The sequence below is a fragment of the Streptomyces sp. NBC_01571 genome (genome assembly GCF_026339875.1).
GTDB lineage: Bacteria > Actinomycetota > Actinomycetes > Streptomycetales > Streptomycetaceae > Streptomyces.
Genome location: NZ_JAPEPZ010000002.1, coordinates 203,401 through 225,824 on the forward strand (window position 1 = coordinate 203,401; position 22,424 = coordinate 225,824).

The window sequence follows — 22,424 nt, forward strand, 5'->3', positions numbered from 1 at the left end:
AGAGGGGGCAACTCCATGACGACGACAGCGGTACCGGCCGCGCCTGCCCGGCGTCGCGGGGTCGCCGTGACCAGGGTGCGGCACACGCTGGGCCGTGTCCTGGTCGCCCTCGCCCGGTCGATCGCGATCTTCGTGCCCGTCTTCCTGGTCGCGACGTTCGTGACGTTCGCGCTACGGTCGCTGAGCGGACTCAGCCCGGCGCGGATCCAGCTGGGCGAAGAGGCGACTCCCGAGGCGATCCACCGGGTCGAGTCCCAGTGGGGGCTGGACCGGCCCTTCCTGGTCCAGTACTGGGACTGGTTCAGCGGTGTCCTGCACGGACAGCTCGGCGCCAGCTGGACCAACGGCGCCGACATCTCCACGCTCATCGGCCTGGGCCTGGAAGTGAGCCTCTCCGTCGCGACGTTCGCGCTCGTCATCGGCGTACTCGTCGGTTTCGTCCTGGGTACGGTGGCGGCGCTGCGGCGCACCACATGGGTCGACCGCGCGATCACGGGCTTCGTCACCCTCATCTCGGTGATGCCGGCCTTCGTCGTCGGCATCGTGCTGGTCGCGGTCTTCGCGGTCGGGCTCCATGTGTTCCCCTCCGCCGGCTACATCCCGGCACGGCAGGGAATCGGCCCGTGGCTCGCGCACATCACCCTCCCGGCGATCGCGCTGAGCTTCGACGTCGTCGCGGACGTCGCCCGCCAGCTCCGCGGCAGTCTCGTCGCGGCCTACCGGGAGAACTACGTGACGGGCGCGGTGGTTCGCGGACTGGGCACACGCCGGATCTTCCTCGTGCACGTGCTGCGCAACGGCATCGGACCGGCGCTCGCCACCCTCGGCCTGAAGTTCCCCGCGCTCGTCGGGGCCTCGGTCGTCACCGAGTGGATCTTCGGCCTGCAGGGCTTCGGCAGGTTCGCCAACGACTCCGCCCAGGCCGGCGACGTACCGGCCGTGCAGGGCGTCCTCGTGGTGTCGATCGTCCTCGTCGTCCTGTTCAACCTGATCGTCAACCTGGTGCTGGCGCGCGTGACGCCGGCCTCCCGGCGGGGGGTATGACCATGGTGCGCCACGTCCTCTCCCTCGCGTCCGGCCGGATCGCCGTCGCCATCCTGACCGTGATCGCCCTGTTCGCGGTCCTCGGACCGTTGCTCGCCCCGCAGAACCCCCTCGCCACCAGCGACCACACGCTCGCGGCCGCGTCGGGCGCGCACTGGCTCGGTACGGACTACCTGGGCCGTGACGTGCTGAGCCGGCTGCTCGACGGCTCCCGTGTCAGTGTGCTCGGCTCGCTCGAAGTCGCCCTGATGGCACTGGTGGTCGGCGCGATCCCCGGCATGCTGTCGGTCTACCTCGGCCGGGTCTTCGAGTGGGTCACCCTCCGGCTGGCCGACACCCTGGTCGCGCTGCCGTTCCTGCTCTTCGCGGTCGCGGTGATCGCGCTGCTCGGCAACGGCATCACCCAAGCCATGTTCGTCACGGGCGCGTTGGTCTCCCCGCTCTTCTACCGGGTGGCCCGCGCCGCCACGCTGGCCGTCGCCCGCTCGCAGTACGTGGAGGCCGCGCTGATCTCCGGTGCCTCGATCGGCTGGATCGTACGGCGCCATGTGTGGGTCAAGGTGCTCCCGCCGATCGCCGTCGCACTCGCCCAGACCATCGGCGTCGGCTTCATCATCGTGTCGAGCCTGACGTTCCTCGGCATCGGGGTCCAGCCTCCCGCGCCCACCTGGGGCGGCCTGCTCGCCTCGGACCTCGGCTACCTCAGCTACCAGCCGTGGGCGCCCCTCGCCCCCGCGGTTCTGATCATGGTGACGGTCTGGGCCAGCAACCTGCTCGCCGATGCGATCCGCGACGTCTCCGGCGAGGCGGGCCGGGCGTTCGTCAACAACCGCAAGGCTCGCGCCAACCGCCTCGACAAGTCAGAGCCCGTTCCCACCGGAGGTGCGTGATGACGACGCTGTCCCAGAACGCCGCCCGCGAAAGGACCCACGGTGCCGCGGCCGCCGACGCGCCCGGTACGACGGGTGCGACCGGTACGACCTCTGCGACCGGTACACCGGGTACGCCCGGTGCGACCGGTGCCACAGCCGCCCCCGTGCTCGCCGTCCGCGGGATGCACATCAGTGACCTGGCCGGCGACCGTGAGATCGTGCACGGGGTGAGCTTCGAGCTCACCCCCGGCAAGGCCGTCGGCATCGTCGGTGAGTCCGGCAGCGGAAAGACCCTCACCTGCCGCGCCGCGCTCGGCATCCTGCCCCCGCACTTCGAGGTCACCAGCGGCTCGATCGAGATCACCGGCACCGACATCGCGACCCTGACCCCGCCGCAGTGGACGGCTCTGCGTGGAGCCACGATCAGCGCGGTCTTCCAGGATCCGGCGTCCTACCTGAACCCCTCGATCCGAGTGGGCCCTCAGATCGCCGAGGTCGTCCGGGTCAAGAAAGGACTGAAGCGGCGGGAGGCGCGCCATCGCGCCGTCGAGCTGCTGCGGGCGGTGCAGTTGCGCGACCCGGAACTGGTCTACGGCCAGTACACCCACGAGCTCTCGGGAGGCATGCTCCAGCGCGTCCTGATCGCGGCGGCGATCGCCGCCGATCCGCGGATCCTCATCGCCGACGAGGCCACGACGGCACTCGACGTCACGGTCCAGGCCGAAATCCTCGATCTGCTGGCCGAGTTGCGCCGGCGCGCGGGTCTCGCCCTGGTGGTCGTCTCCCACGACCTGGCCGTCGTCGCCCAGCTCTGCGACGAGGTCCTCGTGCTGCGTCGGGGCGAGGTCGTGGAGCACGGCCCGACCGAGGCGGTGCTCCACCGTCCACGGCACGAGTACACCCAGTTGCTCATCGCCGAACACGAGCAGTACGGCCTGGAGAAGTTCCTCACGCCGACGGAGGCCTCATGACCGCCGCACTCACCCCGGACGAGTCCGCCGGCACCAACCAGGACGCCGTCCTCGAGGTCACCGGCCTGGACGTGCACTACGGCCTGCGCCGCCGGCGCCGTCGCGCCCTGCACGGACTCTCGCTGAGCGTCGCGCCGGGCGAGACCGTCGGGGTCATCGGCGAGACGGGGTCGGGCAAGTCCACCTTCGCCCGTACCGTGCTCGGCCTGGTCCGCGCTTCGGCGGGCCGGATCGTCATCGGCGGCGAGGACGTCAGCGCGTACGGCCCACGCCAGTGGCGCGGTCTGCGCCGGCGCGGTGTGGTCCAGTACGTCTTCCAGGACCCGCTGCGCAGCCTCGACCCCGACCTGACCGTCGAGGAGTCCCTGGTCGAGCCGCTGCTCGTGCAGGGGGTCGCGCGGACGGAGGCGGCCGACAGGGTCCGTACCTTCCTCGCCCGCGTGCGCCTCTCGGAGGAGCTGCTCGACCGGCTGCCCGGGGAGCTCTCCGGGGGCCAGCGGCAGCGGGTCGCGGTGGCCCGGGCGCTGGTCACCGAGCCGCGGCTGGTCATTCTCGACGAGCCCGTCAGCGCTCTGGACTCCGCGAACCGCGTCCAGGTCCTGCAGATCCTCAAGGAACTCCGCGCCGCCGGCGTGGCCCTCGTCTTCATCTCGCACGACCTCGGGTCCGTCGCCGGGATCGCCGACCGCATCGCGGTGCTCTACCAGGGCGAACTCGTCGAGGTCGGTGCCGCCCGGGACGTCATCACCCACCCGCGGCACGACTACACCCGTCTGCTCGTCAGCTCCGCGCCCACCCTGCGGACTGCCTCGGCCGACCGGGCCGAGCGCGACGCGCTGCGTGCCCTGCTGCACGCCTGAGCGCGGCACGGAACCCAAGAACCACTCCACCGGGGATCTCCCGAACCCACGGTTCCCGGAACCAGCGATCCACAGAACTCAGATCCTCAGAGCCTCAGAAGCACGGAGAGGAACACCCATGTCCCGCACCCTTCACCTCGCGCTGCACCCCTACGGTGTCGGCGGCCCCGGCCAGCACGGTCTGTGGAAGGACCCGCGCGTCGCGAAGAACGCGAGCATCGACATCAACTACTACATCGCGCAGGCCAAGGCGGCCGAACACGCGCTCTTCGACGCCCTGTTCATCGTCGACAGCCAGTTCATCAACTCCACCTACCCGGCGCACTACCTGAACCGGCTGGAGCCGCTCACGCTGTTGTCGGCGGTCGCCACCCACACCCGGCACATCGGCCTGGTGGGCACAGCGAGCTCGACGTACAACTCGCCCTTCAATCTCGCCCGTCGGTTCGCCTCCCTCGACCACATCAGCGGCGGCCGCGCGGGCTGGAACGTCGTCACCAGTTTCGACACCGGAACGTCCAGGAACTTCGGGCTCGACGAGCACCTCGACTACACCACGCGCTACGGCCGCGCGCTGGAGTTCGTCCAGGTCGCCAGGGGTCTGTGGGACTCCTACGAGGACGACGCGTTCCCGGCCGACGTGGAGCGCAACGTCTTCCTCGACCCGGCCAAGCTGCACGCGCTCGACCACGAGGGCGAACACTTCAAGATCGCCGGGCCGCTCAACCTCTCCCGCTCTCCGCAGGGCCAGCCGGTGATCTTCCAGGCGGGTGTCTCCGCGGAGGGGCGCGACCTCGCGGCGCGGGTCGCCGAGGGCATCTACGCGCCGGGCGGCAGCCTGCAGCAGGCGCAGGAGTACTACGCGGACATCAAGTCGCGCACCGCGTCGTACGGCCGCGACCCCGAGCACATCAAGATATTCATCCACGGCGGCCCGGTCGTCGCCTCCACCGACGAGGCGGCCAGGCGGCGCGAGCAGGAGATCTTCGAGGAGGACAACGACTTCGACCGCAACCTCGCGCTCCTCGGCCGTTCCTTCGGCGCCTACGACTTCAGCGGGCACGACCTGGACGCGCCGTTCCCGGACGTCGCGCACCTCGCCGAGAAGGGCGGCCGTACCGGCGCCACCAAGCTCATCGAGCGCGCCCGGACAGAGAATCTGACGCTACGTCAAGTGGCGCAGTCGGTCAGCGAGTTCCGCCGCTCGCCGTTCGTCGGGGCGCCGACGACGGTCGCCGACACCATCGAGCAGTGGTTCGCCGCGGGTACCTTCGACGGCATCAACCTCGCCTTCCGCACCGACGACGACCTGGAACTCTTCGTCGACGGTGTCGTGCCGATCCTGCAGAAGCGGGGCCTGTTCCGCACCGAGTACGCGGCCGACACCCTGCGCGGCAACCTCGGCCTGCCGGTCCCGGCCAACCGTCACACCCGCGAGCCCCAGCTCGTGAACGGCTGAGGGCAGGATCATGACCGGACTGTCGGATACGGGTGGGCGCGACGTCCACACCGTCCGGTTCCCGCTCGCCACGCCACCGACGGCGGTGGACGTGCTGATCGTCGGCGCGGGTCCCGTCGGCCTGTCGGCGGCGGTCGAGTTGACCGCCCGGGGCGTCCGGGGCGCCGTCGTCTGGAAACTGGCCGCGGTGGTCAGGGGCCACGCGCCCACGACACTGCTCGACTCCTACGACCAGGAGCGCCGCAGGCACAACTGGAGGGTCGCCGACCACTCCCTCGAACGCTCGCGGCGCGCGCAGCGGACCCTCGCGGAACTCCGCGAGGGCGGCACTCCGGACGACGCGGATCTGAGCCCCGAGGCCTTCCGGCGCCGGAGCGAGATCGGAGAGCGACTGGGCCGGGACCGCTCCGGCGCGGCGGGCGTCGCCTACGACGAGCGCTGCGACGCCTCGACCGCCATCCGGTACGAACCCGGCCAGCTCGACTCCGAGCCCCGCTGGCGCGCGGACGTCTACGAGGACGACCCGCGGCCGGGGCACCGGGCGCCCGACGGACTCATCGATCCGTACGGGGGCACGCTCCACGACCGCGTCGGCGACTCGTTCGCCCTGCTCGTCCTGACCGAGGACCGCAGTGTCGAGCGGGCCTTCGTCCTGGAGGCCGCGGCGCGCTCGCTGCCGTTCACGGTGATCCACCTGACCGATCCCGAGGCCCGCGCGGTCTACGGCACCGGCCATGTGCTCGTACGTCCCGACCGGCACGTCGCCTGGCGCGGCACGGAGCTTCCCGACGCGGGTGCGGCCGCGGTCCTCGACCGGGTACTGGGCGGCGCCCGCGACGGGACGGTGACGCCCGGTCTCGTCGCGGCGGGCGCGGCCGGCCGATGAGCGGGCCCGGCCACCTCGGCATCGATCCCCCTCCCCCGTGACCGGGGAACGACACGGTCCGATCCCTGAAAGGCGAGCACTCATGACCCCCCTGACACCGCGGTTCAGACTCGGCTTCCTCACCCACGTCCAGGGCCGCGGCGACGACCTGGCGCGGACGTACCGGAACGCGCAGGAGCTCTTCGTCGTCGCCGACGAACTCGGCTTCGACACCGGCTGGGTGGCCCAGCACCATGTGCCGGCCGGTGGTGGCGGCCTCTCCTCGCCGTGGACGTTCCTCGCCCACGCCGCCGCGCGGACCAGGCGGATCCGCCTCGGCACCGCCATCACCGTCCTCCCGCTGGAGGACCCGGTCCGGCTCGCCGAGGACGTCGCCGTCGTCGACACGCTCAGCGGCGGGCGCGTCGAGATCGGTGTGGGCAGCGGCTACAGCGACACGGAGTACGCCGCGTTCGGCCAGGACGTCGCCCGCAAGCGCGAGTTGACCAGCGAGAAGCTGGGCGTGCTGCGCCGGGCGCTGGCCGGCGAGGAGGTGCGTACACCCGGTTTCCGCATCCAGCCGACGCCCGGTGACTTCACGGACCGGATCTGGCAGGGGGTCTTCAGCGGCCCCGGCGCGCGGCACGCCGCCGGCGGCGGCTCGAACCTCCTGCTCAACCGCGCGGCGTACGGCTTCGACGCTCCCACCGACGAGGTGCAGCGCCCCTGGGCGGACGCGTTCCTCGACGCCTGGGAGAAGCCGCGCCGTCCACGGATCGGGCTGTCCCGGTTCGTGTTCCCGGCGAAGGACAGACGCACGGCTCTTCGGCAGATCGGCGACGACGTCCACCGGGCGGCTCTTCGCCATGGGGAGAGCGCCGCCTTCCCGAAGGACCTGGGCGTGGACGAGGCACTGCGTCGCTTCCACTCCTTCTACGGCCATCCCGACGAGATCACCGCCGCGCTCCGCGAGGAGAAGGTGCTGCCGGTCGCGACCGACCTGATCACCCAGTTCAACCCCGCCGTCCCCGACCACGACGCCGCGATCCGTGCCCTTGAGCTCATCGCGACCGAAGTGGCGCCCGCCCTGGGCTGGAAGCCCGCGACCGTGCCCGACCTCGCAGGAGCGTGAGATGACCCAGTACACCGACTACTACGGCCCCGAAGGCCTCCGGACCCGCGGCACGATCGTCGTGGTGCCAGGTCGCGGCGAGGGCCGGGCCGCCTATGCCCGGTTCGGCAGGCGGCTCGCGGCCGACGCCTACCGCGTCCGCGTCGTCGACGCCCCGCGCATCGACGCCGACGATCTGACCGGCTCGCTGGCGCGGTTCGGCGCCGGGATCGCCGCGGCCGTCGGGGGTACCGCGGCCGAGGACGGGGTGGTCCGTCCTGTCGTCCTCGTCGGGGCCGACACCGGCGCCGCCGCCGTAGCCGCGCTCCTCGGCCAGGGGGAGTCACCTGTCGTCCGGTTGCCGGAGGCCGTCGTTCTCGCGGGACTGCCGGGACGCGGTGCCGACACCGACGACACCGACGGCACCGACGGCTCGGGGAACACCGGCAACACGGGCGCTGCGGAGGGTGCGGGGCGATCGTGGGAGGACGAACTCGATGTCCGTACCTTCTGCCCGGCCCACCGAGCAGTCCTCACCGACGACTCCGGGACACAGCGGGGCTCGCTCGGCACCGCGGTGCCGGATGCGCTGCTCGACGCGGCCCACCAGGGCGACATCGCCGTCCCCACCCTGATCCTCGTCGGCGACGCCGATCCGCTCGCGGACCGCGACGCTCTCACCCGCACCGCGAAGTCCCTGTCGCGCGGCCGCCTGGCGGTGGTCCGGGACGCCCACCACGACGTCCTCAACGACCTGCAGCACCGCTCGGTGGCGGCCGAGGTCGTCACGTTCCTGGAAACGGTCCGCAACACGCTGGTGCCCGTCGTCACGGTGGAGTCGAGCGCGTGGTGACGGCCGGCCCCGTCGGTGAGCGCCCCTGGCGGCCCGCTACCGCGAACCCGTGCCGTGCGGCGCGGTCCGTCCGGCCCGCCGGACGGACCGGATCCGCCACCCCGACCCGCCGAAAGGAAACGGTATGACCGCCCCTCTGCACCGCGACGCGCCACCGCCGCCGGTGGCTCCCGACGGCGCGGACCTTCTCCGCGACACCCTGCGCCGGCACGCGGCCGGGGTCACGGTGATCACCTTCCCCGGCCCCGTCGGCTTCACCGCCACATCGTTCACCTCCGTCTCGCTGCGCCCGGCCCTGGTGTCGTTCTGCGTCGGCGTCGAAGCCTCCAGCGCCCCCGCAGCCCGCCGCGCGGACCGGTTCGCGGTCCATGTGCTCGGCACGGCCAACGCCGGTCTGGCGAGCCGGTTCGCCCGCAGTGGCGTGGACCGTTTCGCCGGCGTCCCCTGGTGGGCCCAGGCGGACGGTCTGCCCGTGCTCGACGGGGTCACCGCCTGGCTCTCCGCGCGGATCACCCTCCGTCAGACCGTCGGCGACCACCTGCTGGTCGTCGGCGAGGTCGACGCGGGCGCCGCCGCCGCGGAAACCACGGCACTCGTGCACCACAATGGATCGTTCGCCTCGGCGCACCCTCTGGCATGACCGTGCCCCCGGCGGCTCCCCCGCAGGCGGCCGACGGCTTCCGTGCCGCCGGCCGCCCGGGAGGGACTCAGGCCGCATGGGAGTGACTCAGGCAGCGAATCCACCGTCCACGGCGATCGTGGCACCGGTGACGTACCGGCCCGCGTCGCCCGCGAGGTGGGCCACGGTCGCGGCGACGTCCGACGGCCGCCCGTAGTGGCCGAGCGCGGTGAGACCCCTCTGGATGTCGGCGCCCGGACCGTCGGAGGGGTTCATGTCCGTCTCCGTCGGGCCCGGGTGGACCAGGTTGGCGGTGATACCCGTGGACCCAGCTCGCGGGCCAGTGATCTGGTGAGGCCGATCAACGCGGTCTTGCTGGTCGCGTACAGGGAGCCACCGGGGAAGGCGACCCGCTCGGCCATGCAACTGCCGATGTTGATGATGCGCCCGCCCCCGGCCATGTACCGGACCGCCGCCTGGGACGCGACGAACGGCGCCCGTACGTTGATGTGCAGGACCCGGTCGATGTCGTCCAGTGACAGGTCCTCGACGGGTCCCAGCACTCCGATCCCCGCGTTGTTGATGACGATGTCGAGCCGTCCGAACTCGGCGGCGACCCGGTCCACCGCCTCGCGCACCGCCGTCGGGTCCGCACCGTCGGCCCGGACGGCCTCGGCCCTGCGGCCCATGTCCCTGATCCGGCCGGCCACCTCCGCCGCGCGGTCCGCGCTGTCCCGGTAGGTCAGTGCGACGTCGGCCCCGTCCTCGGCCAGCCTGAGCGCCACAGCCTCACCGATCCCCCGGCTTCCGCCCGTCACGATGGCCACCTTGCCGTCAAGCTTCGCAGTCATGTCTTCGCTCAACTCTCTTTCTCATTAGCCGACTTGTCGATGCTCCCCGGCGGACCATGAGGTGTCCGGCGGCATTCCGACGTCGTGCTGGGGGCATCTCGAAGAGGTACGGCACGACCAGGCGGGGTCCAGGTCCCCGCCGGGGGACGCGCCTCCGCACGCACGCTCCTCGTCGGCGGTCGTCACGGCGACGGCCGTCACGTCGGCGTCGTCACGGCGGCGGTCCTCACGTCGGTGAACCGGGGACCGTCGTGTGTGCGTCCGGCAGCGCTCCATGCCCGACGACGTACACGCCGCAGGCCCTCCGTGGTCGGCGGTCGGCACGGTACAGCGTCCTCACCGGGCCGAACGCCCCCTCCGCCCGGGCCGGGCCGGCGGGGTATGAACGAGGGCCGGAGGGGGTCTGCCGGATCATGGAGAACACCGGCAGTGACAAGATGGCCTGGTGGCACCCGCATCCGCGTGGTGCCGCCCACCGCTGTCCCGACCGGTCACGGCCGCCGGGAAGCGGTCCGGCGCTGGGGGGAGCTCATGATGCGGGAAGGCAAGCGTATGCGGCAGGCAGGGGTACTCGACGTGGGGTGCCACAGCGCGTTGCTGACGGTCGCGCGGCGGCCGAAGGGCGGGACGCTGGAACCTGTCCTCTCCCACAAGGTGCGGCTGCGACTGCACCAGAGCCTGGGACCGGACGGGCGGCTGCGCGAGTCGGGGGTCAGGAGCGTGCAGCGGGCGGTGACGGAGGCCGCCTCGGCGGACCCACAGCTGCGCCTGCCCGAGGTGTTCGCGTTCGCCACGTCCGTCATCCGGGACGCGCCCAACCGCGACGAGGTCATCGACCGGGTGGCACACGCCACCGGCATCCGCCTGCGGGTGCTGCCCGGTGAGGAGGAGGCGCGGCTGGCGTACGCGGCCGCCCGCAGATGGGCGGCGCCCACCGGCGGCCCCCTGCTCGTCCTGGACATCGGTGGCGGCACCCTGGAGATCGCCTCCGGTACCGCGGACCAGCCCCGCACCGTGTTGTCGCTGCCGTTGGGAGCCCGCACGGTCACCCGCGAGTGGCTTCCCGGCGGCACCGCCCCCTCCAAGCGCCGGCTGGCCGAGCTGCGGCGGCATCTGCGGCGTTCCCTGAGCTCGCTCCCCGACCTGCCCCAGGCGGAGCCGGGCGGGCAGGTCCTGGCGTGTTCCAAGACCTTCACCCAGTTGTCCCGGCTCGCCGCGGCCGGGAAGAACCGGCCGCCCCGCACGCCGCAGCGCCTGACGCTGCCCGCGCTGCGGACGACGGTTCCGCTCCTGGCCGCCTCGACCCCGAAGCGGCGCGGCAGACTGCCCGGCATCTCCCCGCACCGCGCCGAGCAGTCGCTGGCCGGAGCCCTGATCGCCGAGGCCCTCATGGAAACCTGTGGGGTCGACAGCGTCACCATCTGCCCCTGGTCCACCCGCGAAGGACTGCTCCTGGAACGCCTCGGCGGCGCCCGCACCGACTGACGCGGCTCCTCGGGCACGCCGGTCGGAGAGGAGCCGAACGACGGCACGGGACACCCGGCCGCGGCCGGTGTTGATCACGCACGCGCCGCTCGCACCGGGCCGAGTCCAGTTCGCGCCCGCGCCTACGTTCGCGTTCGCATGGCGTTCCGCACGGGGCAGCCGTCAGACTTGCTGAGGCGGACTGCCTCGGCGACGGGAGGTGCGGCGCGTGCGAAGACCGGGCCGTGTCACTCTCGGCCGCGCCATGTCCTGGCTGCGGGCCCACGATCCCGAGCTGGCGGCCACCCGCCGCGCCGTGCGGACCGCGATCGTGATGCCCGCCCTCTTCGCCCTGTGCGGTCAGGTGATCGGCTCGCCCGCGATGGCGACCTTCGCGGCGTTCGGTTCGTTCTCGATGCTCCTGCTGGTGGACTTCACCGGCCCCATGGTGCAGCGGCTGCAGGCGCACGCGGGGCTCGCGGTGGCGTGGGCGGTCCTCATCAGTCTGGGCACGCTCGTCGCCCACCGGATCTGGCTCGCGGTCGCCGTCATGGTCGTCGTCGGCTTCCTGGTGCTCTTCGCGGGCGCCATCAGCTCTGTCCTCGCGGGCGCGTCCACCGCGCTCCTGCTGGCCTTCATTCTCCCGGTCACCTCACCCGCTCCGCTGTCCCAGCTCCCCGACCGGCTCGCCGGTGCGGGACTGGCGGCGGCCGCGGCCATGCTCGCCGTCTCCCTGCTGTGGCCCCGGCCTGCCGCGGACCCGCTCAGCGCACCCGCGGCACGGGTCTGCCGCGCCGCCGCGGAGCAACTGCGAGCCGACGCGTCCTGGCTGGCCGGCGGCCCCGGCATGGCGGGCGTCGGCCAGTGCCGCATCACCGCCCACCGGGCCGCCGCCGCCGCCGCCGACCTGCGCGGCGTCTTCGACACCACGCCCTATCGGCCCACCGGTCTGTCGACCAGCTCACGCGCCATCGTCCGTCTGGTCGACGAACTGACCTGGCTCAGCGACGTCCTCGCCGACAGCGTGCCCCCTCTCGACGGCCGCCCGGCGTGCGACCCCGACGCCCACGCCGTACGACGGGCCGCCGCGCGTGTCCTGGACGAGGCGGCAGGACTGCTCGACGTCCCGATGAACCCCCGGGACGCACTGCGCGCCGCCTCAAACGACCTGGGTGCGGCGATGGCCGGTATGGAGCGCCACGCCACCGGCAGGCTGAGCGGGCACCAGGCGGGAGCCGCGACACCGTCGCGGGTGCATCCGGTCATCGGAAGGCTGGACCTGTCGTTCCGCGCGCAGGAGCTGGGGTTCGCGACGCTGCAGATCGCGAACAACGTGGACCTGGCCGCGTCCGCGGAGCGGCGCAGCTGGCACGACCGCCTGCTCGGCCGCGAGCCCGGGACCCTCACCGAACCACTGATGTCGGCGCGTGAGCGGGCCGCCACGCACCTTCGGCCGCAGTCGGTCTGGCTGCACAACAGCCTCCGCGGCGCGCTCGGCCTCGGCATCGCGGTCTCCCTCACCCAACTGACCAGCCTCCAGCACTCGTTCTGGGTCCTGCTGGGAACCCTGTCGGTGCTGCGCTCGAACGCCCTCAACACCGGTCAGAACGCGATGCGCGCCGTGCTGGGCACCCTGGCGGGTTCGATCATCGGAGCCGGGTTGCTGCAGCTCATCGGCCACCACAGCACCGTGCTGTGGATCCTGCTGCCTCTCGCCGTGCTCATCGCCGGCATCGCCCCCGCCGCGATCTCCTTCGCGGCGGGCCAGGCCGCGTTCACCGTCACCGTCGTCATCCTGTTCAACATCGGCCAGAACCCCGACTGGCACATCGTCCTGCTGCGGATCCAGGACATCGCCGTCGGCTGCGCCGTGAGCGTGCTGATGGCCCTGTTCCTCTGGCCACGCGGCGCGACGGCCGCTGTCGACCGCGCCCTCGCCGAGGCGTACACGGACAGTGCCCGCTACCTCGCCGGAACGGTGGCGTACGCCGTGGGCCGGTGCGGGTCCGGCCCCGCGCCTACGGCCGGCCCTCCCGTCGAGGAAGGCCGTGCGGCGGCCGCCGCCGCACGGCGGCTCGACGACGCCTTCCGCAGCTACCTCGCCGAACGCGGCGCCAAACCGACGCCCCTCGCCGACATGACCACGCTCGTCACCGGCATCGTCGGACTGCGCCTGGCCGGGGACGCCGTCCTGGGACTGTGGCAGCGCGCCGGCGACGAGGACGCCGGTACGGACCGGGCCGAGGCGCGTCTCGTGATCCTGGGCACCGCCGGCCATGTGACCGGCTGGTACCGGGATCTGGCCGCCGCACTGGGCCGGGCCGCTCCCGTGCCGGAACCGCTGCCCCGCAATCCCACGGCCGAGAGACGGCTCGTCGACTCCCTGCGTCGCGACCTGACCGACGAGCGGGGGCAGTCCACCGCCACGGCCGTCCGCATCATCTGGACCGCCGACCACCTCGATGTGGCCCGCCGGCTCCAACCGAACCTGGCGGCCGCGGCGGCACCCCACCCCGCGTCCTGACCGGTGCCCTCGAGTGGGCCACCCCGCGGCGCAGTCGTCCGCGGGGGCGGGGCGGTCCGAACCCCGCGCCCGGGACAGCGGCGGACGCGAAGGCCACTCAGCCCGTGCACAGAGTCGCGACCGCGGTGCGGCGGAGCGTTTCCTCGGCCCGCTCCCAGGGCCAGCCGTTCTCGACCACCAGCGTGCGCCAGCCGGTCGGGCCGAACCAGAACCACAGGAGATCGGCCGTCTCGTCGACCGGGCCGGGAGGCGCTGGGTCCAGGGTGTGCAGGTGGCGGGCGGCGGCGCGCAGGGCGAGCCGGTAGTCCGCGGTGGCGCGCTCCCACAGCGCCTCACCGTTCTCGTGCACGGGCAGCGCCTTGCGGATCGCCTCGTGCACCGTGAACTGCTTCTCGTTGCCCAGGCGCGTGCCGTGTGCCAGCGCCTTCAGCACCGCCTCGGGTGTCGGCAGGGCGAGCACCTGCCGCATGGCCTGCTCGTAGCCGGAGTCGACCACGCCCTGGTCGACGATCCGGTCCAGGATGTCGCTCTTGCTGCCGACACTCGCGAAGACGGTCTTCGCGGAGACACCGGCCGCCGCCGCGATGTCCGCGACGGTCACCCGCCCATAGCCACGTCCGGCGAACAGTTCGGCGGCGCGCTGCAGGATCAGCGCGCGCGTCCGGGCGGCGGCCTGCTCCCGCAGCGGAGAGACGTAGGGGCGTTTGGAGGGCATTCGGACATCCTAGTCAATGTCATCACACCGTTTCCCTATTCATTAGGTGCCCTGTAACCTCAATCATCGTTCGGCGGGCACACCCGGCGTGGAACGCGCGCCGCCTCGGTCCCCCGGACAGAACGACGTCGCTGCACAGATCGCACAGCCGGTGAGAACCGGTGAAAGGTACGGACGCAATGGGCATGGACACCACGGGCCTGGCCCACGGGCTCTTCCGCATCCTCGAGACCGGGGATCCGGCACTGGCCGCCGAGGTGGTGGGCGAGGACTTCCACAACCGCGAAGCGGCCGTGGCGCCCGCCGCCTGCTCGATCCCGGGACCGGCGGGGGTCCTCGCCTCGAGCGCGTGGATGCGGTCCGCCTTCAGCGACCTGCGCTTCCCCGTGCTCGGCACCGCCGGGAACGACGAGCAGGTCTGGGTACGGCTGCGGATGCGGGGCCGCCACACCGGCCCGTTCGTCCGTTTCCGCGACGGCGCCCTCGACCAGGCCGTACCTCCCACCGGGCGTGAGATCGACTTCGAACAGATCCATGTGCTCGACCTGCGGGACGGCAAGGTGGTCGGACACGAGGCGGTACGCGACGACATCACCATGCTCGGACAGCTCGGCGTGTTCCCCCCGTCCCCGGCCACCGCCCTGCGCATGGTCGCCTGGAAGGTGACCGGACGCGCCGCACGCGCGGCCGCCGACATCACCACACGGGCGGCCGAGGCGGCGGCCCGGCGGCCGGGTGGGCGGGCCGAGAGCCGCTGAGCCGGACGCCGCACCGTAGGCTGGCCGACGCCTGCGTCCTCTCAGGGGCTCGGGCCCAGGGAGGACCGGGCGTCACCCGCCGCACGGGCCCGACCCGCCGCACGGACACCTTTCACCGCCGTCCTCGGTGTCGGCTCAGGCGGACGCCGGTGCTCCTTGAAGAAGCCGGTCAGCTTCGCCAGGGCGGTCGGCACGTACGCGTCCTTGTCGTACGGGTCGATGTGGGTGGCGCCCTCGCCCCGGAAGAGCTCCTTCGGCTCCCGTGCCTTCCCGATCGCCTCACGGCTGAAGTAGGCGGTGTCCGCCTCGGTTCCGGCGATCATCAGCAGCGGCCGCGGCGCGACGAGATGGATAAGGCCGAAGGAGGAGTACTGCGCGATCTGGTGGGTCACGGCGCTCCTGATGTCCTCCGCCCGCGCGAACGGGTTCTCCAGGCCCCGCGGCTCCCCTTCGCTGTCGCCCTGATAGGCGGTGTCGAAGGCCAGCGCGACGAAGCCCTCCGCGGCCAGCTCCTCCGCGTAGAGACCGGCCGTCTGCTCGCTCACGCCCGGGCCGCGCACGACGTCGCGCACAAGACCTGCGGCACCAAGACACTGCACCGCCCCGTCGTCCGAGCCCTCACTGTCGACTGGGAGATGCTCGGCTGCACCACCGACCCGGACCAGCAGCTCATGGTGATGACCGCGGCCGCCGGATCCGACTCCCACGAGGCACTCCACTTCCTCGCGTCCTGGTCGGGCCCCGCACCGTCCCGCAGGGAGAACCCGACGAGTTGACGGGCCGCCGTCCCGAGCCGCCGACCCGCCGCATCGAACACCGAAGCGCGCTGGAGGAAGGCCGACCCCGTGAACAACACCAAGGCGGTGAGGGCCGAGCTTCTTTCGGAATGCGGCAGGATGAGGCCATGAGCGTAGTCAAGATCAACGTACTGACCGTCCCCGCCGAGCAGCGGGAGACGCTGGAGAAGCGCTTCGCCTCCCGTGCCCATGCCGTGGAGAACTCCGACGGCTTCGAGTGGTTCGAACTCCTCCGCCCGGTCGAGGGCACCGACAGCTACCTCGTCTACACCCGCTGGCGTGACGAGGCGTCCTTCCAGGCCTGGATGGAGGGGCCCATGAAGGCGGCCCACCAAGGTGCCGGCGAGGGCGGTGAGCGCCCCAAGCCGGCCGCCGCCGGGTCCACGCTGTGGTCGTTCGACGTCGTGCAGCAGGCGGCACCGAAGACCGCGTAGCCGGACCCCGGCACTCTGCACCGCGGTCAGCCGGCGAGTGGGTGAGCCGGCTTTCCAGTGAGTGATGCGGACCGGCAGTCGGTGAGTTCCGCGCCGGCTGCCGGCATCGTCCGCCCGACCCCCGTCAAGTGGAGCCCGGTGGTTTGATCCACCCCAGGGACCGCTCGACGGCCCGCTGCCAGTTGTCGTACTCCGCCTCACGGTGCGCGGGGTCCATGTTCGGCAGCCACTGGCCGGCCCGGTGCCAGTTGCGGCGCAGGATCTCCAGGTCCGGCCAGTAGCCGGCGGCCAGGCCCGCCGCGTAGGCGGCGCCCAGGGAGACCGTCTCGGCCACCATCGGCCGCACCACCGGCACGTCGAGCACGTCGGCCACGAACTGCATGAGCAGGTTGTCCGCTGTCATACCGCCGTCGACCTTGAGCTGCTTCAGGGCCACCGAGGAGTCGGCGTTCATGGCGTCGACGACCTCCCGGGTCTGCCAGCCGGTGGCCTCCAGGACGGCCCGGGCCAGATGTCCCCTGGTGATGTACGAGGTGAGTCCGACGATGACCCCGCGCGCGTCGCTGCGCCAGCGGGGTGCGAACAGACCGGAGAAGGCAGGGACGATGTAGCAGCCGCCGTTGTCCTCGACCGTCCGCGCGAGGGTCTCGATCTCCGGCGCGCTGTTGATCAGTCCCAGGCGGTCACGGAACCACTGGACCAGTGAGCCGGTGACCGCGATCGAACCCTCCAGTGCGTAGACCGGAGGCTCGTCCCCGATCTTGTAGGCGACGGTCGTGAGGAGTCCGTGCCGCGACCGCACGACGTCGGTACCGGTGTTGAGCAGCAGGAAGCTGCCCGTTCCGTAGGTGCACTTCGCCTCACCCGGGGAGAAACAGGTCTGGCCGAACAGGGCCGCCTGCTGGTCACCGAGCGCGGCGGTGATGCGGACGCCCGGGAGAAGCGAACGGGCCTCCCCGTAACTCTCGGCGGAGGAGCGGATCTCCGGAAGCATGGGGCGGGGGACCCCGAAGAACGCGAGAAGCTCGTCGTCCCACTTCAGCGTACGGATGTTCATCAGCATGGTGCGGCTGGCGTTCGTCGCGTCCGTGATGTGCAGGCCGCCGTCCGCACCACCGGTGATGTTCCAGATCAGCCAGCTCTCCATCGTGCCGAACAGCACCTCGCCGTCCCTGGCCCGCCGCTCCAGTCCGTTGACATGGTCGAACAGCCAGCGGATCCGCAGCGCCGAGAAATAGGTAGAGGGAGGCAGACCGCAGCGCTCGAGGAAGAAGTCGTCTCCGGGGTCGATCCTGAGGTCCTCGACGAGCGGCGCCGTACGGGTGTCCTGCCAGACGATGGCCCTGCCCAGCGGGGCACCCGTCCGCCGGTCCCAGACCACCGTCGTCTCCCGCTGGTTCGCGAGACCGATGGCGGCCACCTCCGCCGCGCCGACACCCTCGTCCGACAGGGCCTCCGGGACGATGCGCTGCAGGTTGCGCCAGATCTCGACGGCGTCGTGCTCGACCCATCCGGGGCGCGGGAAGTGCTGCTGGTGCTCACGCTGGGCGACCGACACCAACCGCCCATGGTGGTCGAACAGGATGCATCGGGTGGAGTTGGTGCCCTGATCGATGGACATTACATACCGTTCAACCATGATCGGCTTCTGCCTTCCGATGTGTCGGTGAGGCGGTGGTGTCACCAGCGAGCTGCCCCCAGCTCTCTGGAAATGGCCCGTGCGGCTTCCCGAAGGAGGGTGACCAACCTCGGCCGGGGAACGCCGTGACCGTCGCAGATCCTCTCGACCGGGCCGGACAGGCCGATCGCGCCGACCACCAGTCCGCCGTGCCCCCGGATCGGCGAGGCGATGCCGGCCTCACCCATGGTCATTTCCTGGACCTCGGCACCCCAGCCGAGGTCCCGGATCTCGGTCAGCGCCCGGGTGAGCCGCTCCGGAGTGACCAGCGTGTGCCGGGTGTACGCCTCGAGACCGGCTTCCAGTACCGGCTCCACGGTCACGGCCCCGAAGGCCAGCAACACCTTGCCGAGCGAGGAGGCGTGCAGCGGCAGCAGCGAGCCCACGTCCAGGGTCTGGAGCGTGTCGTCCGGCCGGAACACGTGGTGGACGACGAGGACCATGCCCTCCAGGGGCGTGCCCAGGCGGACCGATTCCCCACTGCGCGCGGCGAGCGCGTCGGCCCAGTTGATGGAGCGCGACCGCAGCTCGTTGATGTCGAGGTAACTGGTGCCGAGGTGCAGCAGGGCGGCTCCGAGCTGGTACTTCCCGGTCTCCGCGTCCTGTTCCACGAAGTCCACGTGCTGGAGTGTGCGCAGGATGCCGTGGGCGGTGCCTTTGGCCAGCCCGAGCGAGGCCGCCACCTCGCCCAGCCCGAGTCGGCGAGGCTCACCGGCGAGCAGACGCAAGATCGCAGCCGCCCGTTCGATCGACTGGACTGGGCCGGCCATGATCCGAGCCTATTACCGCTGTGGAGGGTCCGCTTGACGTGCGGGGAGTCGATGCGAACGCTGCCCCGGATGCGGCGTTCGGTAATGCCGACCGCCGTTCATTGACCCACCTCATTTCGGTCCTTAACGTGCTCTGAGGCCCGGCAACGCGCTGAGGTTCCGGCAACCGGCCGACAGCGCTCACCCCGGAGGAGTAGAGATGGCGCTACAGCTCAATACGAGGCTTCGCGAGACGAAGCTTCGCGAGGCAGTCGAGTACGTCTTTCCGCTGCCGCCTGTCGCTGGGGCCGTCTCGGCCGTCCGACGACGCGCGGGCACGGTCCTCACCGACTGGAACGTGTCTCCGGGGATCTTCGAGGACGCGCTGCTGGTGGTGTCGGAACTCCTCACCAACGCGATCGTGCACGCTCTGCCCCCGGCGGAGCTGCGACTGTCCTGGATCCGGGGCAACGGATTCGACACCCTGCGGGTCGAGGTCACCGACGCGGGGCCCGCGCGCGCCGCCGGGGAGGATCTCGAAGGGATCGACCCCGACGAGCACGGCCGCGGCGAGGAGATCGTCAAGGCCCTGGCGGCCCGCTACGGCATACGGTTCCATCCCGGTGGAGTGACCCGGTGGGCCGATCTCGTCGCGGCGTGAACAGGAGCGGGCGTACGTGAGAGCGCGTGGCGGGAGGCCCGCGCTCACGAGGAGCCCGTCGCTCAACGCCCCCATCCACGCAGAACCCGTCGCTCGGCGTCTCCGTTCACGGAGAGGGGATCGCGACCGGCGTCGTACCGCGGCGCGGTCAGAAGTGGTCGGAGCCCACACCCGTGGGACGAGAGACCACCAGATCTGAAGCGGCCCGACCCGACACCGGCCGACCTGACCCGGCCGGATCGAATGCGATCGCACCGGACGCGGCCGAAGCAGAGGCGGCCGGTTCCGGCGCGCCCGGAACAGCGGCTGCCGGTTCGGCACCGGGCGCTCGGGAAGCGGACGGCTTGCGCAGCAGGAGCAGCGCGGCGTCGTCGTGCAGTCGGCCCCCCACGTACGTCAGCAGTTCGTCGTGGAGCGCGTCGAGGGTGCTCGCCGGCTCTTCGGACACATGGCGCGCCAGTCCCTCGGCCAGCGGATAGAACTCGCGATCGTGGTTGCGGGCCTCGGTGACCCCGTCGGTGTAGAGCAGCAGCTGGTCCCCGTCGTCGAAGGGCAGCACGTGGAGGCTGGGGACCTCGCCCGAGAGGGCGCGCAGTCCCAGGGGCGGGGCCGGGTGGTTGGGCTCGACCGGCACGACGCTCCCGGACGCGCGTACCAGCAGCGGAGGAGCGTGCCCGCAGTTGACGACCTCCAGATGTCCCGCCTGCCCGTATCCGGCGACCACGGCCGTGACGAAGTCGTCCCCGCCGAGATTGCGGGCCAGGCTCCGCTCGATCCTGCTGACGACGGCGAGCAGATCGGGCTCGTCGTAGGCGGCCTCGCGGAAGACCCCGAGCACGAGCGCGGCGGTCCCCACGGCCGGCAGTCCCTTGCCGCGCACGTCGCCGACGATCAGTCTGACGCCGTACGGGGTGGACACCAGGGCGTAGAGATCTCCGCCGATCCGGGCCTCCGCCGCGGCGGCGCTGTAGCGGACGGCCACCTGAAAGGGGCCGACGGTCTCCGGTATCGGCGTGAGCAGGGCGTGCTGGGCGGCCTCAGCGACCGAGCGAACTGCGGCGAGCACCCGTTCCCGGCGTCCGCGCAGTGAGCTGGCCAGGCCGCTCGCCAGGGTGACGGCCGACAGCGCGGACAGCAGGGCCGCCAGTTCTCCGGCGGGTACGCCGTCCCTGATGCCGAGCCTCGCGCCCAGTACGGCGGCGAGGAGACCGATGGAGAACACTCCGCGCGGCCCGTTGGTCGTGGCGGCCAGCGCGGGGGCGGCCGCGAGCAGTGACAGCCAGATCATGCCGGCTCCGCCGACGACGTCGACGAGCACGATGACGAAGACGAACAGCAGGGGCAGTACGGGTACTCCGGCGGCGAGCTGGGCGGTGGCGCGCCGTTGGGCGAATGCCCTGAGGGGCGCTAGTCGATCCCTGGTCGGCCGCAACGGCCTGTGGGCGCCACCATGGTCTCGGGCATGACTCATGTTTCGTCCGCAGTCCTCACCTGTGTGCCGGATCACATTCCCGGTATGTCCGTTTCATCCAGGAAACGCGTTCCGTCCGAGCCTCACAAGGAGACAGATTTCAGATAGTGAGAGAGAGACTTCTGGTGACGCGGTTTGCGATCGGGATGAGCCGTGTCACGACATCCTCGAGCCGGGAGACCCGCTCCGCCGGCAGCGAGACGCCGAGCGAGCCCAGGGTGTCCCCGCAGTAGACCGGCACGGCGACGCAGACGGTGCCGAGGGCGTACTCCTCCAGGTCGGTGACGGCCGGAGCCACCGGTGAGGAGTCGAGCCGCCTGAGCAGCTCCGAGGAACTGGTCACGGTCCGCGGTGTGAGGTCGGCGAGGCCGTGCCGGGAGAGGTAGTCGTTGCGGGCGTCGTCGTCCAGTTCCCGCAGTACGGACTTGCCCAGGGCGGTGGCGTGGCCGGCGTCCTCGAATCCCACCCAGAGGTCGACCCGGGGTGCCCGGGGGCCGTCGACGATCTCCGCGACCCGGATCTCGCCCTCCTCGTAGAAGGTGAGGTAGGCGGGGGTCGCGAGCTCGTCCCGCAGTGCGGCGAGCGTGGGACGGATCCGGCTCAGCAGTGTCTGGCCACGGGCGGTGCTGTGCAGCGCCTGCAGTTTGTCCCCGAGGATGAAGCCGCCGTCGTCCAGCTTCCGTATGTATCCGTCGTGCACCAGCGTCCGCAGCAGGTGGTACGCGGTGGCCAGCGGCAGCCCGGTCTCGCGCGCCAACTGCTTCGCGGGAGCGCCGTTCTCGTGCGCGCTCACGGCCTCCAGCAGTCGGAAGGCCCGCTGCACGGACGCGATGAGCGTGGGGCCGTCGTGAGCACCCATAGGACCAGCGTGCGCCGAGTGTGCGGCGCGGGCAACACCCCCTCGCCCGTTCGCGGCTCCGACGGCGCGACGGGGTACCTCAGGTGTCGTCGGCCGCCGTGGCACGCCCGCCGCGGATCAGCGGGACGACCGTCAGGCGCAGGAGGGGCACAGCCCGCGGTACGTGACCTCGACCTCGGACACCTGGAAGCCGAAACGTTCCACCGCGGGGAGGTCGGCCAGCGGGTCGCCGGTCGGGTGGACGTCCCGGATGGTGCCGCAGTTGGAGCACACCAGGTGCTGGTGGGCGTGGTGGGCGTTGGGGTCGTAGCGCTTGGCGCGGCCGTCCGTCGCGACCTCTATGACCTCACCGAGGGAGACCATCTCACCCAGGGTGTTGTACACGGTGGCCCGGGAGATCTCGGGCAGTCGCTGCGCGGCGCGGGCGTGCACCTCGTCGGCGGTGAAGTGGACGTGATCGCCGTCGAGGACCTCCGCGACGACACGTCGCTGGGAGGTCATCCGCCAGCCACGTGCTCGCAGTCGCTCCAGCAGGTCACTCATATCGGTTCACCTATTCAGGTTCGGCGGGATACCCGAATTTTACCAGTGAACGTCCGGGCTCCTATTGGATACGGGTTTGGCGCGCTTCTTGACTAAGACTCTGTCCATCGTAGGATCGGTTCTGGCGCTGGCCAAGGGACAGGAAGACTCCAAAACGGCATGAGACAGAGATGTGACGGGACCACCGCCGGGAAGCTGCGCGGTGCCGGCCTGAGGATGGCGGCCGCCCGCGTCGCACGGCTCGCGGCCGTCCGGGAGTGTGACCA

22 protein-coding genes and 1 pseudogene are annotated in these 22,424 nt (G+C 71.6%); 15 read left to right on the forward strand and 8 right to left on the reverse strand.

What is annotated here, in order from left to right; genetic code table 11:
• Positions 1-15: 15 nt before the first annotated feature.
• The 9 genes from OHB41_RS44100 to OHB41_RS44140 all read left to right on the forward strand — a co-directional run bounded on the left by OHB41_RS44100 (position 16) and on the right by OHB41_RS44140 (position 8,675).
• The gene (locus tag OHB41_RS44100; protein ID WP_266707052.1) at positions 16-1,044 is read left to right on the forward strand and encodes an ABC transporter permease; all 1,029 of its coding nucleotides are present in this window, start codon (positions 16-18) and stop codon (positions 1,042-1,044) included.
• Between the two features lie 2 nt (positions 1,045-1,046).
• The gene (locus OHB41_RS44105; protein WP_266707054.1) at positions 1,047-1,934 is read left to right on the forward strand and encodes an ABC transporter permease; all 888 of its coding nucleotides are present in this window, start codon (positions 1,047-1,049) and stop codon (positions 1,932-1,934) included.
• On the forward strand, positions 1,934-2,887 hold the full coding sequence (locus OHB41_RS44110; protein WP_266707056.1) for an ABC transporter ATP-binding protein: 954 nt from the start codon (positions 1,934-1,936) through the stop codon (positions 2,885-2,887). The genes OHB41_RS44105 and OHB41_RS44110 overlap by 1 nt, the downstream gene beginning before the upstream one ends.
• Entirely contained in the window at positions 2,884-3,747 is an 864-nt protein-coding gene (locus OHB41_RS44115; protein WP_266707058.1) for an ABC transporter ATP-binding protein, read from the forward strand. Before OHB41_RS44110 ends, OHB41_RS44115 begins: the two co-directional genes overlap by 4 nt.
• 118 nt (positions 3,748-3,865) lie before the next feature.
• Positions 3,866-5,206: an LLM class flavin-dependent oxidoreductase gene (locus tag OHB41_RS44120; RefSeq protein ID WP_266707060.1), complete on the forward strand. Its 1,341-nt coding sequence runs from the start codon at positions 3,866-3,868 to the stop codon at positions 5,204-5,206.
• 10 nt (positions 5,207-5,216) lie between these two features.
• Complete coding sequence (locus OHB41_RS44125) at positions 5,217-6,092, forward strand: FAD-dependent monooxygenase (protein ID WP_266707062.1); 876 nt, start codon at positions 5,217-5,219, stop codon at positions 6,090-6,092.
• An 82-nt stretch (positions 6,093-6,174) separates the two neighbouring features.
• Entirely contained in the window at positions 6,175-7,203 is a 1,029-nt protein-coding gene (locus OHB41_RS44130) for an LLM class flavin-dependent oxidoreductase (protein WP_266707064.1), read from the forward strand.
• A gap of 1 nt (position 7,204) precedes the next feature.
• Positions 7,205-8,035, forward strand: coding sequence for an alpha/beta hydrolase (locus OHB41_RS44135; protein WP_266707066.1), 831 nt, complete (start codon positions 7,205-7,207; stop codon positions 8,033-8,035).
• A gap of 124 nt (positions 8,036-8,159) precedes the next feature.
• Positions 8,160-8,675, forward strand: coding sequence for a flavin reductase family protein (locus OHB41_RS44140; RefSeq protein ID WP_266707068.1), 516 nt, complete (start codon positions 8,160-8,162; stop codon positions 8,673-8,675).
• 87 nt (positions 8,676-8,762) lie between these two features.
• On the opposite strand, the pseudogene OHB41_RS44145 reads toward OHB41_RS44140, so the two are convergent.
• Positions 8,763-9,505: pseudogene (locus OHB41_RS44145) on the reverse strand (SDR family NAD(P)-dependent oxidoreductase).
• Between the two features lie 552 nt (positions 9,506-10,057).
• On the opposite strand from OHB41_RS44145, the gene OHB41_RS44150 reads away from it, so the two are divergent.
• Both OHB41_RS44150 and OHB41_RS44155 read left to right on the forward strand, forming a co-directional pair.
• Positions 10,058-10,990, forward strand: a complete 933-nt coding sequence (locus tag OHB41_RS44150) for a Ppx/GppA phosphatase family protein (protein ID WP_266707070.1) — start codon at positions 10,058-10,060, stop codon at positions 10,988-10,990.
• 208 nt (positions 10,991-11,198) lie between these two features.
• Entirely contained in the window at positions 11,199-13,493 is a 2,295-nt protein-coding gene (locus OHB41_RS44155; protein ID WP_266707072.1) for an FUSC family protein, read from the forward strand.
• Between the two features lie 97 nt (positions 13,494-13,590).
• On the opposite strand, the gene OHB41_RS44160 is transcribed toward OHB41_RS44155, so the two are convergent.
• On the reverse strand, positions 13,591-14,208 hold the full coding sequence (locus OHB41_RS44160; protein WP_266707074.1) for a TetR/AcrR family transcriptional regulator: 618 nt from the start codon (positions 14,206-14,208) through the stop codon (positions 13,591-13,593).
• 179 nt (positions 14,209-14,387) lie between these two features.
• Here OHB41_RS44160 and OHB41_RS44165 point away from each other — a divergent pair, with 179 nt between their 5' ends.
• The gene (locus tag OHB41_RS44165; protein ID WP_266707076.1) at positions 14,388-14,966 is read left to right on the forward strand and encodes an ester cyclase; all 579 of its coding nucleotides are present in this window, start codon (positions 14,388-14,390) and stop codon (positions 14,964-14,966) included.
• A 41-nt stretch (positions 14,967-15,007) separates the two neighbouring features.
• On the opposite strand, the gene OHB41_RS44170 is transcribed toward OHB41_RS44165, so the two are convergent.
• Positions 15,008-15,511, reverse strand: coding sequence for an alpha/beta hydrolase (locus OHB41_RS44170; RefSeq protein ID WP_323138485.1), 504 nt, complete (start codon positions 15,509-15,511; stop codon positions 15,008-15,010).
• On the opposite strand from OHB41_RS44170, the gene OHB41_RS44175 reads away from it, so the two are divergent.
• Together OHB41_RS44175 and OHB41_RS44180 are read left to right on the forward strand one after the other, a co-directional pair.
• Complete coding sequence (locus OHB41_RS44175) at positions 15,500-15,742, forward strand: MmyB family transcriptional regulator (protein ID WP_266708331.1); 243 nt, start codon at positions 15,500-15,502, stop codon at positions 15,740-15,742. The genes OHB41_RS44170 and OHB41_RS44175 overlap by 12 nt on opposite strands.
• A 128-nt stretch (positions 15,743-15,870) precedes the next feature.
• Positions 15,871-16,197, forward strand: coding sequence for an antibiotic biosynthesis monooxygenase family protein (locus OHB41_RS44180; RefSeq protein ID WP_266707078.1), 327 nt, complete (start codon positions 15,871-15,873; stop codon positions 16,195-16,197).
• Positions 16,198-16,321: 124 nt separating this feature from the next.
• Here the strand turns inward: OHB41_RS44180 and glpK are convergent, their stop codons facing one another.
• Together glpK and OHB41_RS44190 are read right to left on the reverse strand one after the other, a co-directional pair.
• On the reverse strand, positions 16,322-17,836 hold the full coding sequence (gene glpK / locus OHB41_RS44185) for a glycerol kinase GlpK (RefSeq protein ID WP_266707080.1): 1,515 nt from the start codon (positions 17,834-17,836) through the stop codon (positions 16,322-16,324).
• A 41-nt stretch (positions 17,837-17,877) separates the two neighbouring features.
• The gene (locus OHB41_RS44190) at positions 17,878-18,645 is read right to left on the reverse strand and encodes an IclR family transcriptional regulator (protein WP_266707082.1); all 768 of its coding nucleotides are present in this window, start codon (positions 18,643-18,645) and stop codon (positions 17,878-17,880) included.
• 199 nt (positions 18,646-18,844) lie between these two features.
• On the opposite strand from OHB41_RS44190, the gene OHB41_RS44195 reads away from it, so the two are divergent.
• Entirely contained in the window at positions 18,845-19,285 is a 441-nt protein-coding gene (locus OHB41_RS44195) for an ATP-binding protein (RefSeq protein ID WP_266707084.1), read from the forward strand.
• 148 nt (positions 19,286-19,433) lie between these two features.
• On the opposite strand, the gene OHB41_RS44200 is transcribed toward OHB41_RS44195, so the two are convergent.
• From OHB41_RS44200 to OHB41_RS44210, 3 genes are all read right to left on the reverse strand, one after another.
• A complete protein-coding gene (locus tag OHB41_RS44200; RefSeq protein WP_266707086.1) occupies positions 19,434-20,756 on the reverse strand; it encodes a PP2C family protein-serine/threonine phosphatase in 1,323 nt (440 codons plus the stop codon).
• A 100-nt stretch (positions 20,757-20,856) separates the two neighbouring features.
• Positions 20,857-21,615, reverse strand: coding sequence for an IclR family transcriptional regulator (locus tag OHB41_RS44205; RefSeq protein WP_266707088.1), 759 nt, complete (start codon positions 21,613-21,615; stop codon positions 20,857-20,859).
• Between the two features lie 132 nt (positions 21,616-21,747).
• The gene (locus tag OHB41_RS44210; RefSeq protein WP_266707090.1) at positions 21,748-22,158 is read right to left on the reverse strand and encodes a Fur family transcriptional regulator; all 411 of its coding nucleotides are present in this window, start codon (positions 22,156-22,158) and stop codon (positions 21,748-21,750) included.
• Positions 22,159-22,424 lie beyond the last annotated feature (266 nt).

Excerpts from the sequence above, each read along its gene's own strand:
- OHB41_RS44100 (WP_266707052.1), top strand. The coding sequence starts at position 16 with ATGACGACGACAGCGGTACCGGCCGCGCCTGCCCGGCGTCGCGGGGTC.
- OHB41_RS44105 (WP_266707054.1), top strand. The coding sequence starts at position 1,047 with ATGGTGCGCCACGTCCTCTCCCTCGCGTCCGGCCGGATCGCCGTCGCC.
- OHB41_RS44110 (WP_266707056.1), top strand. The coding sequence starts at position 1,934 with ATGACGACGCTGTCCCAGAACGCCGCCCGCGAAAGGACCCACGGTGCC.
- OHB41_RS44115 (WP_266707058.1), top strand. The coding sequence starts at position 2,884 with ATGACCGCCGCACTCACCCCGGACGAGTCCGCCGGCACCAACCAGGAC.
- OHB41_RS44120 (WP_266707060.1), top strand. The coding sequence starts at position 3,866 with ATGTCCCGCACCCTTCACCTCGCGCTGCACCCCTACGGTGTCGGCGGC.
- OHB41_RS44125 (WP_266707062.1), top strand. The coding sequence starts at position 5,217 with ATGACCGGACTGTCGGATACGGGTGGGCGCGACGTCCACACCGTCCGG.
- OHB41_RS44130 (WP_266707064.1), top strand. The coding sequence starts at position 6,175 with ATGACCCCCCTGACACCGCGGTTCAGACTCGGCTTCCTCACCCACGTC.
- OHB41_RS44135 (WP_266707066.1), top strand. The coding sequence starts at position 7,205 with ATGACCCAGTACACCGACTACTACGGCCCCGAAGGCCTCCGGACCCGC.
- OHB41_RS44140 (WP_266707068.1), top strand. The coding sequence starts at position 8,160 with ATGACCGCCCCTCTGCACCGCGACGCGCCACCGCCGCCGGTGGCTCCC.
- OHB41_RS44150 (WP_266707070.1), top strand. The coding sequence starts at position 10,058 with ATGCGGCAGGCAGGGGTACTCGACGTGGGGTGCCACAGCGCGTTGCTG.
- OHB41_RS44160 (WP_266707074.1), bottom strand. The coding sequence starts at position 14,208 with ATGCCCTCCAAACGCCCCTACGTCTCTCCGCTGCGGGAGCAGGCCGCC.
- OHB41_RS44165 (WP_266707076.1), top strand. The coding sequence starts at position 14,388 with ATGGGCATGGACACCACGGGCCTGGCCCACGGGCTCTTCCGCATCCTC.
- OHB41_RS44180 (WP_266707078.1), top strand. The coding sequence starts at position 15,871 with ATGAGCGTAGTCAAGATCAACGTACTGACCGTCCCCGCCGAGCAGCGG.
- glpK (WP_266707080.1), bottom strand. The coding sequence starts at position 17,836 with ATGGTTGAACGGTATGTAATGTCCATCGATCAGGGCACCAACTCCACC.
- OHB41_RS44190 (WP_266707082.1), bottom strand. The coding sequence starts at position 18,645 with ATGGCCGGCCCAGTCCAGTCGATCGAACGGGCGGCTGCGATCTTGCGT.
- OHB41_RS44195 (WP_266707084.1), top strand. The coding sequence starts at position 18,845 with ATGGCGCTACAGCTCAATACGAGGCTTCGCGAGACGAAGCTTCGCGAG.
- OHB41_RS44200 (WP_266707086.1), bottom strand. The coding sequence starts at position 20,756 with ATGAGTCATGCCCGAGACCATGGTGGCGCCCACAGGCCGTTGCGGCCG.
- OHB41_RS44205 (WP_266707088.1), bottom strand. The coding sequence starts at position 21,615 with ATGGGTGCTCACGACGGCCCCACGCTCATCGCGTCCGTGCAGCGGGCC.
- OHB41_RS44210 (WP_266707090.1), bottom strand. The coding sequence starts at position 22,158 with ATGAGTGACCTGCTGGAGCGACTGCGAGCACGTGGCTGGCGGATGACC.